A 13,033-nucleotide genomic window follows, 5' to 3' on the forward strand; every position below is an offset into this window, starting at 1 on the left:
ATTGTGCTCATCGGTGACCCGCTACGGGACCGCGGGCCGGACGATGGCCGGAGAACTGACAACTACTATCGACCGGCCAAAGTGTCAGCGGCGCCAATCAATAACCATGCCGGACACGTTGCCGATGCGCTGGGCGCGTCAATAAGATCCATGTAAAGCACTGAAGTTAATCAGTTTTAGTTCAACAACCGATCCACTCACAAACACTTGCCTGGGCACTCAGGCCAAATACCAGGCACGTTATCCGAGCCGTCAGGGTTCAATCGGGTGCGCTACAGTTAACGTGAAATTTCCTGTCGGCCACAGGCGCACCTCAAATAGCTGATTTCACATAGAAAATCTTGACCATATTTCGTTCCTGTCAAGTGCGTCAAAATGGTGAGCGGCTCTACCCTATTGCTGACTTTTGCTTTTTGTTATTTAAAAACAATCAGTTAATACAGTTATAAGCTTATAAAAAATATTCTTGCCCAATCCATTAACTACAGCTAGCGTTTAATCCTGACAGTGCTGACAGGAATACAACTTCCTTAGCCTGCTACATATAACAACACTTAGAACCGGCATCAGCCGGTCATGCCTGCGAGGAAACCGGAATGGCTCTGTTGATCCGTGGCGCCACCGTCATTACCCATGATGATAGTTACCGTTCCGATGTCTTGTGCGCCGACGGGGTGATCAAGGCCATTGGCAATAACCTGGATGCCCCCCCAGGCTGCGAAGTACTCGATGGCATTGGCCAGTACTTGATGCCGGGCGGCATCGACCCGCACACCCATATGCAACTGCCCTTCATGGGCACCGTGGCCAGCGAAGACTTCTTCAGCGGTACGGCGGCGGGACTGGCCGGCGGCACCACCTCGATCATCGACTTCGTGATTCCCAACCCGCAGCAGTCGTTGCTCGAGGCCTTCCATCAGTGGCGCGGCTGGGCGGAGAAATCCGCCTCCGACTACGGCTTTCATGTGGCCATTACCTGGTGGAGCGAACAGGTTCGCGAGGAAATGGCCGAGCTGGTACGCCTGCACGGGGTCAACAGCTTCAAGCACTTCATGGCCTACAAGAACGCGATCATGGCGGCCGACGACACCCTGGTGGCCAGTTTCGAACGCTGCCTGGAACTGGGCGCGGTGCCCACCGTGCACGCGGAGAACGGCGAACTGGTCTACCACCTGCAGCGCAAGCTGATGGCCCAGGGCATCACCGGCCCTGAAGCCCACCCGCTGTCGCGCCCCTCGCAAGTCGAGGGCGAGGCCGCCAGCCGGGCAATTCGCATCGCCGAGACCCTGGGCACGCCGCTGTACCTGGTCCACGTCTCCACCAAGGAAGCGCTGGACGAAATCACCTACGCCCGCAGCAAGGGCCAGCCGGTCTACGGTGAAGTGCTGGCCGGGCACCTGCTGCTGGACGACAGCGTCTACCGCCACCCCGACTGGCAAACCGCCGCCGGTTACGTGATGAGCCCGCCCTTCCGCCCGCGCGGGCATCAGGAAGCACTGTGGCATGGGTTGCAAGCGGGCAACCTGCACACCACCGCCACCGATCACTGCTGCTTCTGCGCCGATCAGAAAGCCGCCGGCCGTGACGATTTCAGCAAGATCCCCAACGGCACCGCTGGCATCGAGGATCGCATGGCCGTGCTGTGGGACGAAGGGGTCAACAGCGGGCGCCTGTCGATGCAGGAATTCGTGGCACTGACCTCCACCAACGCCGCGAAGATCTTCAACCTCTACCCGCGTAAAGGCGCGATCCGCGTCGGCGCCGATGCCGACCTGGTGCTCTGGGACCCGCAAGGCAGCCGCACCATTTCCGCCAAGACCCACCACCAGAACGTCGATTTCAACATCTTCGAAGGCAAGACCGTGCGCGGCGTACCCAGCCACACCATCAGCCAGGGCCGCCTGGTCTGGGCCGACGGCGACCTGCGAGCGGTACGCGGGGCCGGACGCTATATCGATCGCCCGGCCTACCCGGCGGTGTTCGACCTGTTGCGCAAGCGCGCCGAGCTGCACAAGCCGACGGCCGTGAAACGCTGAATTCCAGGCCTTCGCGGATAAGCGAAGCACAGCCCGGCGCGCTCCCACACTCGTAAGGTATTCCTCCCGTGGGAGCGGGCTTGCCCGCGAAGAGGCCCGCACCGGCAACACAACATCAATGCCCGTCAGAGGCACTTCCTCAATTAACCGTGAGGCCAATACCGTGATCCCGACCCTGAGCCACTTGCCCCATCCCCCGGAGGACGGGGCCACCCTCGCCGGCCACTTCACCGACCTGGCGCCCCCCCTCAATGCTCGCCAGGCGCACCTGGAGGCCTCGCGGTGCCTGTACTGCTACGATGCCCCGTGCGTCAACGCCTGCCCGAGCGAGATCGACATTCCCTCGTTCATCCGCAACATTCATCAGGAAAACGTCCAGGGCGCGGCGCAAAAGATCCTCTCGGCGAACATCCTCGGCGGCAGTTGCGCCCGGGTCTGCCCGACGGAAATCCTTTGCCAGAAAGCCTGCGTGCGCAACAACGCCGAGGAATGTGCGCCGGTGTTGATCGGCCTGCTGCAACGCTACGCCATCGATAACGCCCATTTCACCGAGCACCCGTTCACGCGCGCAGCGCTCACCGGCAAACGTATTGCCGTGGTCGGTGCCGGGCCTGCCGGGTTGTCGTGCGCCCACCGCTGTGCCATGCACGGCCATGACGTGGTGATTTTCGAGGCCCGGGCAAAGGCCGGTGGCCTCAACGAATACGGGATCGCCAAGTACAAGCTGGTGGATGACTTCGCCCAGCATGAGCTGGGGTTCCTGCTGGAAATCGGTGGCATCGAAATCCGCCATGGGCAACGGCTCGGCGATAACCTGAGCCTCGGTGAACTGCAGCAGCAATTCGATGCGGTGTTCCTCGGCCTCGGCCTGGCCGCCAGCAAACGGCTGGGCCTGGCCCATGAAGACGCTCCGGGGTTGCTGGCCGCCACCGACTACATTCGTGAACTGCGCCAGGCGGATGACCTGAGCCAACTGCCGCTGGCCGAGCATTGCATCGTCCTGGGCGCCGGCAACACGGCCATCGACATGGCCGTGCAAATGGCTCGCCTGGGGGCTCATGACGTCAACCTGGTGTACCGCCGCGGCCTCGAAGACATGGGCGCCACCGGCCACGAGCAAGACATCGCCAAGGCCAATCAGGTGCGGCTGATGACCTGGGCCCAACCCGAGGAAGTCTTGCTCGACGATAAAGGCCAGGTGCGCGGCATGCGCTTCGCCCGCACGCGCCTGGACAAGGGTCGCTTGATCAGCACCGGGGACACCTTTGAACTGGTCGCCGATGCGATCTTCAAGGCCATCGGCCAGACCTTCGACGACAGTGCGTTGAGCGATCCCCTGGCCCGGGAACTGAAACGCCAGGGTGACCGGATTCTGGTGGACGAACAGATGCGCACCAGCATCCCGGGGGTCTACGCCGGCGGCGATTGCACCAGCCTCGACCAGGACCTCACCGTACAGGCAGTCCAGCACGGCAAACTGGCCGCACAAGCGATCCATGCCCGACTCATGCTCACTGTGGAGGCTGCGTAAATGGCCGATCTCTCGATTGTCTTCGCCGGCATCAAGGCCCCCAACCCCTTCTGGCTGGCCTCCGCGCCGCCCACCGACAAAGCCTACAACGTCGTCCGCGCCTTCGAGGCCGGCTGGGGTGGCGTGGTCTGGAAAACCCTGGGTGAAGACCCGGCGGCGGTCAACGTGTCGTCGCGTTACTCCGCGCACTTTGCCGCCAACCGCGAAGTGCTGGGCATCAACAACATCGAGCTGATCACCGACCGCTCGCTGGAAATCAACCTGCGGGAAATCACCCAGGTCAAGAAAGACTGGCCGGACCGCGCCTTGATCGTCTCGCTGATGGTGCCCTGCATCGAAGAGTCGTGGAAAAACATCCTGCCGCTGGTGGAGGCCACGGGGGCCGACGGCATCGAGCTGAACTTCGGCTGCCCCCACGGCATGCCGGAGCGCGGCATGGGGGCAGCCGTGGGTCAGGTGCCGGAATATGTCGAACAGGTCACCCGCTGGTGCAAGACCTATTGCTCGTTGCCGGTGATCGTCAAGCTCACGCCAAACATCACCGACATCCGCGTCGCCGCCCGGGCCGCCCATCGTGGCGGCGCCGATGCGGTGTCGCTGATCAACACCATCAACTCGATCACCAGCGTCGACCTCGACCGCATGGTGGCCCTGCCCATCGTGGGCACCCAGAGCACCCATGGCGGTTATTGCGGCTCGGCGGTCAAACCCATTGCCTTGAACATGGTCGCCGAGATCGCCCGCGACCCGCAGACCCGAGGCTTGCCGATCTGCGGCATCGGCGGCATCGGCAGCTGGCGCGACGCCGCCGAATTCATGGCCCTGGGCAGCGGCGCGGTGCAGGTATGCACGGCCGCGATGCTGCATGGCTTTCGCATCGTCGAGGACATGAAGGACGGCCTGTCGCGCTGGATGGACAGCCGGGGGTATGCCCACGTGCAGGACTTCGCCGGGCATGCGGTGGGCAACACCACCGACTGGAAGTATCTGGACATCAACTACCAGGTGATCGCCAGGATCGACCAGGAGGCCTGCATCGGCTGCGGCCGTTGCCACATTGCCTGCGAAGACACCTCACACCAGGCCGTGGCCAGCCTGAAACAAGCCGACGGGACCCATCGATATGAAGTGATCGACGACGAATGCGTGGGCTGCAACCTGTGCCAGATCACCTGCCCGGTGCAGGACTGCATCGAGATGGTGCCCGTGGACAACGGCAAGCCGTTCCTGGACTGGAACCATGATCCGCGCAACCCGTACCACATTGACGGGTGAAATCAGCGCGGTCTTGCCGGACGCCATCGCGAGCAAGCCCGCTCCCACACAGGGTCTCTGGTGTTCACAAGATCCCTGTGGGAGCGGGCCGGGCGGCGCTCCGCTTGCTCGCGATGAGGCCGACAGCCACGCCACAGCACAATGGATCGTTCCCACAACCTGGCAGATCTGCTAGCTAGACGGCACTGAAGAAATGTCCGAGGCTCAGACAAACCCAACCAGCCAACGAGCCCCCTGCCCATGCCCCCCTCATCATTGAAGGTACTGTCCCGGTATCAATACGATCCACTGGACCGTCTCATGGGCGTGGGACTTCTGGAGCGCGCAAGCACACGGCGCTTCTATCAGGAGAACTACCTGGCGACCGAACTGGACGACCAGGGGCAACGATCGATCATTCGCCATGCAGCTCAACCGTTGGCGCAGCAACAAAGCATGGCCGGTGTCAGCGAAACAACGCTACTGGCAACCGACCGAGCACATTCGCTGCTGCACACCTTGACCGGCACCGACCTGCGGCAAATGGCCTATACGGCCTACGGCCATCACCCTGCCGAAAGCGGTTTAAGTCGCTTGCTGGGATTCAACGGTGAGTGTCCGGACTCAATAACCGGGCACTATTTGTTGGGACAGGGCAAGCGTGCTTACAACCCTGTATTGATGCGTTTCAATAGCCCGGACAACTTGAGTCCTTTTGGTGAAGGGGGGATTAATTCGTATGCTTATTGCGGAGATGATCCAATTAATTTTGTTGACCCAACAGGCAGCATAAAAATGAGCATACTTATGCGAGGAAGAAGCCTAACAAACGTTCCAGAAATCGTCACAAACCCACAATTCAAGATAAAAAAAACCGCTACCACCATAGCTAAGGCTGATATTTCACAGAACAATCCGATGCGCTCATCACCAACAACGAGTATTTCAACATTGACATCAAATAGTGATTCTTTTTCAGGGCGACCATCTAAAACAGGCAGCCATACAAATACGGCTAAAACAAGAATAAGCAAAGGTGTCCGGCCAGCACGAGCGCAGTTGTATAATGATGCACGAGAGTACGATGCGCTCAGCCCAAAGCACCCAGACATCAACATCCAAAAAAATTCTAACTTAATGAAAAAAATCGAAGAAATAAAAGCAGAAAGAGATGCTGATATAAAAGCAGGAAGACATACCAAAACCCCCGTCCACACTGAAAGAATCAATCTCGTAAATAAACGCATCAAACAAATGCAACTCGAAGAGCTTAGAGAGAAAATTCGCACCACTCAATCTAATTAATATGTAAAACTCATTGAGAACTTAAAAGTAACTGCACATAGAAACATGCCGCACACTACGGCTCCAACCCGATCCCCCGCAAAATCACACTCGTCACCGTCTGCACCGCCCGCTCGAACTGCATGTCCGACAGCGGCTGATGGTCGTTGAGGATGTTCACCTGATGATCGAAGTCGGCGTAGTGCTGGGTCGAGGCCCAGATCATGTACAGCAGGCTGGAAGGCTCCACCGGCAGGATGCGTTTGTCTTCCACCCACTGGCGAATCTTCGCTTCCTTCATCTTGGCCCAGTCATAGAGGCTGGCATCCAGGGCTTCGCCCAGGGTCGGTGCACCGTGGATGATTTCATTGGCCCAGACTTTCGAGCCGTAGGGGCGGCTGCGGGAATGGTTCATCTTGGCGCGGATGTAGCTGCTGAGCACCACCCGGGGGTCATCGAACATTTCGAAGCACAACGCGTCCTGCTTCCACACCTCCAGCAAGTCCAGGAGCACCGCGCTATAGAGCTCGGTCTTGGTGCTGAAGTAGTAATGCAGGTTGGAGCGCGGCAACTGCACTTCCCTGGCAATGTCGCCCATCGCCGTGCCGCCGAAGCCTTTTTCGGCAAAGACCTTTTCGGCGGCCAACAGGATTTTATCGACGTTACTGCGACGGATCTCGATCTTGTGATTGCCCATGAGGGCTCCCTGGCAGCGGCATGGGTCAAGACTAGCATTCGCCACCAACGAAACGAAACGTCCCACGGCACGTACAGCAGAGGTCGATTTTCGCCGCTCTGCCCAGCACCGGCAGCGCCTTACGCCTTGAGCAGCATGTAGCCGGCCAGCAGCAGGCACACGCTGGCAAACCCCACCTGCAGCGCGCGGGCGGGCACGCGGGCACACAGGCGACGGCCGATCACCATGCCGACGATACTGGCGCCAATGAACGCGATACCCTGGCCATCGATCCTGACGCCGGCCTGCAAGGCACCGATCACCCCGATCGCCGAGATCAGGCTGATCACCATCAGGGAGGTGGCGACAATCCCGCGCATCTGGACGTCGGTCAGTTGCTTGAACGCCGGGACGATCAGAAACCCGCCGCCCACGCCCAGAAGCCCCGACACCACACCGGTCACCGCCCCGAGCGCGGCCAGGGTCGCGGTGCATTTGGCGGTCCAGGAAAAGCGCCCGGTCTGTTGATCGAGCATGCAATTCTTCTGGCCCCAGTTGGCGTGGCCATGGTCGCTCGGCCCCGCCTCCCGGCGTTCGCGACGCAACATCCGCCAGGCCACCATGATCATCAACAGGCTGAACAGGATCATCAGGATGTTCTCCGGCATCTGGTGGGCAAAGTAGATGCCCAACGGGGAAAACACCGCGCCCAGCAAGGCAATCAGCAGCGCCGCGCGGTACCGCACCAGGCCGTGGCGCAATCCGTCGATGGCGCCGACCGCCGCGGCACTGCCCACCGCGAACAACGCGACAGGGGCGGCCTGGGTCATGGTCCAGCCCAACCCCAGTACCAACGCCGGCACGGCAAGAATGCCGCCACCGGCACCGGTCAACCCCAGTAACAACCCCATCACCACGCCAAAAAAACTCGCCAGCAACATAAAACACTCGTGATCTGCGAAAAAAGCCGGGAGCGCCCGGTATCGATGCCAGACAGGATAGAGCCCCGCAGGCTTTTTTCCTTCATTGAATTGCATGGGGGCTGGTCAGCACAGGGAAAATGCCACTACGCTCAAGGCTTGTCCTGAATGAATCGCCCACCATGCCCGCCTTGATTGAAGCTTTTTTCGACCCCGCGTCATCGACCTTTACCTACGTCATCTATGACCACGACGGCGGGGCCTGCGCCATCGTCGATCCGGTGCTCGACTACGACCCGGCGGCCGGCCGGACTGCAACGACCCAGGCCGACCGGGTGATCGCCTTCGTGCGCGCGCACCGGCTACAGGTGCAATGGCTGCTGGAAACCCATGCCCATGCCGATCACCTGTCCGCCGCGCCTTACCTGCGCCGCGAACTGGGTGGCAGGATCGCAATCGGCGAATCGATCAGCAAGGTTCAGGGGGTGTTCAAGCGTTTGTTCAACCTTGAGCCGGAGTTCCGTATCGACGGTTCGCAGTTCGATCACCTGTTTGCCGCGGACGAGTCATTCATGATCGGCACGCTCAAGGCCACGGCCCTGCATGTCCCCGGTCATACGCCAGCGGACATGGCCTACCTGGTCGACGGCGACGTGATCCTGGTGGGCGACACGTTGTTCATGCCCGACGTGGGTACCGCCCGTTGCGACTTCCCCGGCGGCAACGCCAACCAGCTATTCGCTTCGATCCACAGGCTGCTGGCCTTCCCTGCCTGCGTGCGGCTTTATGTCTGCCACGACTACCCGCCCGAGGGCCGGGAGGCACAATGCCAAACCACGGTGGGCGAGCAGCGCCAACGCAACATTCATATCCACGACGGCATCGACGAAGCCGCGTTTGTCGCCATGCGCACCCAACGTGACGCCGGGCTGGACATGCCCAAACTCCTGCTGCCGGCGATCCAGATCAATGTGCGGGCGGGCAATCTGCCGCCCGCCGAAGACAATGGCGTGACCTACCTGAAAATCCCGATCAACCAGTTCTGAGCGTTTCTGGAAACTGCCACGAGCACCCACTCAGAGGGCCAGGGTCAACCCGTTGGCCGGCAGCGGTAGCGCGGTTTTGTAGCGCACCTGCTTGAGCGCAAAACTCGAGCGGATGTTCGCCACCCCCGGGACCTTGGTCAAAAAGTCCATCATGAAGCGCTCCAGCGACTGAATGGTCGGCACCAGCACCCGGATCAGGTAGTCCGGGTCGCCGGCCATCAGATAGCACTCCATCACCTCCGGGCGGTTGGCAATCGCCGCTTCGAACTGCGCCAGGGCCTCCTCCACCTGCTTCTCCAGGCTGACGTGAATGAACACGTTGACGTGCAGCCCCAGCAAGTCGGCATCCAGCAGCGTGACCTGCTCGCGAATCAGGCCCAATTCCTCCATCGCCTTGACCCGATTGAAACAAGGAGTCGGCGACAGATTCACCGAACGCGCGAGGTCGGCGTTGGTGATGCGCGCGTTCTCCTGAAGGCTGTTGAGAATGCCGATATCCGTACGATCCAGCTTACGCATGAGATAAAACCACCTGTTTTTTGTGTTTATTCAGATTTTTTATCCTCAAACAGCCTAAAGCGCAATGAAACAGAGAGAAATATTCTTCTTGGGCCGGCCTATGATTGTTGTAGGACAAGATTTCTTTCACCGAAGAATGACCGTCAGCTCACTACAAGAAATTCACAAGATCGAGCGTAGAAGCCATGAACCAAGCGTACGAACCGCTGCGCCTGCACGTTCCCGAACCATCGGGCCGTCCTGGTTGCAAAACCGACTTCTCCTACCTGCACCTGACCGATGCCGGCACGGTGCGCAAACCCCCAATCGACGTTGAGCCCGCCGACACCGCGGACCTTGCCCGTGGCCTGATTCGCGTGCTCGACGACCAGGGCAATGCCCTGGGCCCATGGGCCGAAGGCGTGCCGGTGGAGATTCTGCGCCAAGGCATGCGCGCCATGCTCAAGACGCGGATCTACGACAACCGCATGGTCGTCGCCCAGCGTCAGAAAAAAATGTCGTTCTACATGCAGAGCCTTGGCGAAGAAGCCATCGGCAGCGCCCAGGCCCTGGCCTTGAACATCGACGACATGTGCTTCCCCACCTACCGCCAGCAAAGCATCCTGATGGCCCGCGACGTGCCGCTGGTGGACCTGATTTGCCAGCTGCTGTCCAACGAGCGCGATCCGCTCAAGGGCCGTCAGCTGCCGATCATGTACTCGGTCAAGGAAGCCGGTTTCTTCACCATTTCCGGTAACCTCGCCACCCAGTTCATCCAGGCGGTGGGCTGGGGCATGGCCTCCGCCATCAAGGGCGATACCAAGATTGCCTCGGCCTGGATCGGCGACGGCGCCACCGCCGAGTCGGACTTCCACACCGCCCTGACCTTTGCCCACGTGTACCGTGCGCCGGTGATCCTCAACGTGGTCAACAACCAGTGGGCCATCTCCACCTTCCAGGCCATCGCCGGTGGTGAAGCCACCACCTTTGCCGGTCGTGGCGTGGGCTGCGGCATCGCCTCCCTGCGGGTCGACGGCAACGACTTCATCGCGGTCTACGCTGCCTCTGCCTGGGCCGCCGAACGCGCCCGCCGCAACCTCGGCCCGACCATGATCGAGTGGGTCACCTACCGTGCTGGCCCGCACTCGACGTCGGATGATCCGTCCAAGTACCGTCCCGCCGATGACTGGAGCCATTTCCCGCTGGGCGACCCGATCGCGCGCCTCAAGCAGCACCTGGTGAAAATCGGCCAGTGGTCCGAAGAGGAACATGTCGCCCTGAGCGCCGAACTCGAAGCCCAGGTGATTGCCGCACAGAAAGAGGCCGAGCAGTACGGCACCCTCGCCGGTGGCCAGATCCCGAGCGCCGCGACCATGTTCGAAGACGTCTACAAAGAGATGCCAGAGCACTTGAAGCGCCAGCGCCAAGAGTTGGGGATCTGACATGAACGATCACAACAACACTATTGAGTTGGATACCGCCATGACCACCACCACCATGACCATGATCCAGGCCCTGCGCTCGGCCATGGACGTGATGCTCGAGCGCGACGACGACGTCGTGGTGTTCGGCCAGGACGTCGGTTACTTCGGCGGTGTGTTCCGTTGCACCGAAGGCTTGCAGAACAAGTACGGCACCTCGCGGGTGTTCGACGCGCCGATCTCGGAAAGCGGCATCGTCGGCGTGGCGGTGGGCATGGGTGCCTACGGCCTGCGTCCGGTGGCCGAGATCCAGTTCGCCGACTACGTCTACCCGGCGTCGGACCAGATCATCTCCGAAGCCGCGCGCCTGCGCTATCGTTCGGCGGGCGAGTTCACCGCCCCGATGACCCTGCGCATGCCGTGTGGCGGCGGTATCTACGGTGGCCAGACCCACAGCCAGAGCATCGAAGCGATGTTCACCCAGGTCTGTGGCCTGCGCACGGTCATGCCGTCCAACCCCTACGACGCCAAGGGCCTGTTGATCGCCGCCATCGAAAACGATGACCCGGTGATCTTCCTCGAGCCAAAACGCCTGTACAACGGCCCGTTCGACGGCCACCACGACCGCCCGGTAACGCCGTGGTCGAAACACCCGGCCGCCCAGGTGCCGGACGGTTACTACACCGTCCCGCTGGACGTCGCCGCCATCACTCGCCCGGGCTCGGCCGTCACCGTCCTGACCTACGGCACCACGGTGTATGTGTCACAAGTGGCCGCCGAAGAGACCGGTATCGACGCCGAAGTCATCGACCTGCGCAGCCTGTGGCCGCTGGACCTGGACACCATCGTCAAGTCAGTGAAGAAAACCGGACGCTGCGTGGTCGTCCACGAAGCCACCCGGACCTGCGGTTTTGGCGCCGAACTGGTGTCGCTGGTGCAGGAACACTGCTTCCACTACCTGGAAGCGCCGATCGAACGCGTGACCGGTTGGGACACCCCCTACCCCCACGCGCAAGAGTGGGCGTATTTCCCTGGCCCGTCCCGTGTGGGCGCGGCTTTGAAACGGGTCATGGAGGTCTGAATGGGCACGCACGTTATTAAAATGCCGGACATTGGCGAAGGCATTGCAGAAGTTGAACTGTCGGCGTGGCACGTCAAGGTTGGCGACATGGTGGTCGAAGACCAGCTACTGGCCGATGTGATGACCGACAAGGCGATGGTCGACATCCCGTCGCCGGTACACGGCAAGGTGATCTCCCTGGGCGGTGTGCCCGGCGAAGTCATGGCCGTTGGCAGCATCTTGATCAGCATTGAAGTCGAAGGCGCGGGTAACTACAAAGAGTCCGCGCAGCCGGCCGCCGCTACCGAAGTCCAGGCCGAGGCGCCGAAAGCCGCGCCCGCGCCGGCCCCCAAGGTCGAGACCGTGGCCGCCAGCAAACCGGCACCTGCCTGCCGCCCAGCGCTCCAGGCACCCGTAGCTCGCGAAGCCGACGAACGTCCGCTGGCATCGCCGGCCGTGCGCAAGCACGCACTGGACGCTGGCATTCAATTGCGCCTGGTTCAGGGCACCGGTCCCGCCGGGCGAATTCTGCACGAGGACCTTGAGGCCTACCTGACGCAGGGTCCTTCGGTAACACCCGCTGCGGGCGCGGCCTACAGCGAACGCCATGACGAAGAGCAGATCCCGGTCATCGGCATGCGCCGCAAGATCGCCCAGCGCATGCAGGACGCCACCCAGCGCGCCGCGCATTTCAGTTATGTCGAGGAAATCGACGTCACCGCGGTGGAAGAGCTGCGTGCGCACCTGAATGAAAAACACGGGGCCACCCGCGGCAAGCTGACCTTGCTGCCGTTCCTGGTGCGCGCCATGGTCGTTGCCCTGCGCGACTTCCCGCAGATCAACGCCCGTTACGACGACGAAGCCCAGGTCATCACCCGCCTCGGCGCCGTGCATGTGGGCATCGCCACTCAAGCCGACATCGGTTTGATGGTGCCCGTGGTGCGGCACGCCGAAGCGCGCAACCTGTGGGACAACGCCACGGAAATCGCCCGCCTGGCCACCGCCGCACGCACTGGCAAGGCCGGCCGTGACGAGTTGTCCGGCTCGACCATCACCCTGACCAGCCTGGGTGCCCTGGGCGGCATCGTCAGCACCCCGGTGCTGAACCTGCCGGAAGTGGCCATCGTCGGTGTCAACAAAATCGTTGAACGTCCGATGGTGATCAAGGGCCAGGTGGTGATCCGCAAGATGATGAACCTCTCCAGCTCCTTCGATCACCGGGTGGTCGACGGCATGGACGCGGCGCTCTTCATCCAGGCCATTCGCGCTCTGCTCGAACAACCCGCCACCCTGTTTTTGGAGTAAGA

General features: G+C 61.3%; 11 protein-coding genes. 8 read left to right on the top strand and 3 right to left on the bottom strand.

Annotation, left to right across the window (positions count from 1 at the left end):
- Positions 1–596: 596 nt before the first annotated feature.
- From hydA to CKW25_RS10480, 4 genes are all read left to right on the top strand, one after another.
- Entirely contained in the window at positions 597–2,036 is a 1,440-nt protein-coding gene (hydA, locus tag CKW25_RS10465; RefSeq protein ID WP_095079105.1) for a dihydropyrimidinase, read from the top strand.
- Between the two features lie 163 nt (positions 2,037–2,199).
- Entirely contained in the window at positions 2,200–3,567 is a 1,368-nt protein-coding gene (locus tag CKW25_RS10470; RefSeq protein WP_172736480.1) for an NAD(P)-dependent oxidoreductase, read from the top strand.
- Positions 3,568–4,842 (top strand): NAD-dependent dihydropyrimidine dehydrogenase subunit PreA, encoded by a 1,275-nt coding sequence (gene preA / locus CKW25_RS10475; protein ID WP_095079107.1) that lies wholly within the window; start codon positions 3,568–3,570, stop codon positions 4,840–4,842. It begins immediately after the preceding gene.
- 300 nt (positions 4,843–5,142) lie between these two features.
- Positions 5,143–6,126, top strand: a complete 984-nt coding sequence (locus CKW25_RS10480; RefSeq protein WP_256577954.1) for an RHS repeat-associated core domain-containing protein — start codon at positions 5,143–5,145, stop codon at positions 6,124–6,126.
- Positions 6,127–6,181: 55 nt separating this feature from the next.
- Here CKW25_RS10480 and CKW25_RS10485 read toward each other — a convergent pair whose 3' ends face one another.
- Positions 6,182–6,802: a TetR/AcrR family transcriptional regulator gene (locus CKW25_RS10485; protein ID WP_095079109.1), complete on the bottom strand. Its 621-nt coding sequence runs from the start codon at positions 6,800–6,802 to the stop codon at positions 6,182–6,184.
- A 119-nt stretch (positions 6,803–6,921) separates the two neighbouring features.
- Positions 6,922–7,722: a sulfite exporter TauE/SafE family protein gene (locus CKW25_RS10490; RefSeq protein ID WP_095079110.1), complete on the bottom strand. Its 801-nt coding sequence runs from the start codon at positions 7,720–7,722 to the stop codon at positions 6,922–6,924.
- Positions 7,723–7,883: 161 nt separating this feature from the next.
- Here CKW25_RS10490 and CKW25_RS10495 point away from each other — a divergent pair, with 161 nt between their 5' ends.
- Positions 7,884–8,747, top strand: a complete 864-nt coding sequence (locus CKW25_RS10495) for an MBL fold metallo-hydrolase (RefSeq protein WP_095079111.1) — start codon at positions 7,884–7,886, stop codon at positions 8,745–8,747.
- Between the two features lie 30 nt (positions 8,748–8,777).
- On the opposite strand, the gene bkdR is transcribed toward CKW25_RS10495, so the two are convergent.
- Complete coding sequence (gene bkdR / locus CKW25_RS10500; protein ID WP_095079112.1) at positions 8,778–9,266, bottom strand: Bkd operon transcriptional regulator BkdR; 489 nt, start codon at positions 9,264–9,266, stop codon at positions 8,778–8,780.
- A gap of 185 nt (positions 9,267–9,451) precedes the next feature.
- Here bkdR and CKW25_RS10505 point away from each other — a divergent pair, with 185 nt between their 5' ends.
- The 3 genes from CKW25_RS10505 to CKW25_RS10515 are packed head-to-tail and all read left to right on the top strand — an operon-like array spanning position 9,452 to position 13,031.
- Positions 9,452–10,687: a 3-methyl-2-oxobutanoate dehydrogenase (2-methylpropanoyl-transferring) subunit alpha gene (locus CKW25_RS10505; protein ID WP_095079113.1), complete on the top strand. Its 1,236-nt coding sequence runs from the start codon at positions 9,452–9,454 to the stop codon at positions 10,685–10,687.
- A 1-nt stretch (position 10,688) separates the two neighbouring features.
- Positions 10,689–11,747: an alpha-ketoacid dehydrogenase subunit beta gene (locus CKW25_RS10510; RefSeq protein WP_095079114.1), complete on the top strand. Its 1,059-nt coding sequence runs from the start codon at positions 10,689–10,691 to the stop codon at positions 11,745–11,747.
- Entirely contained in the window at positions 11,748–13,031 is a 1,284-nt protein-coding gene (locus CKW25_RS10515) for a dihydrolipoamide acetyltransferase family protein (RefSeq protein WP_095079115.1), read from the top strand.
- Positions 13,032–13,033: the final 2 nt, after the last annotated feature.

The sequence above is a fragment of the Pseudomonas sp. Irchel s3h17 genome, assembly GCF_900187505.1.
Classification (GTDB): Bacteria; Pseudomonadota; Gammaproteobacteria; order Pseudomonadales; family Pseudomonadaceae; genus Aquipseudomonas.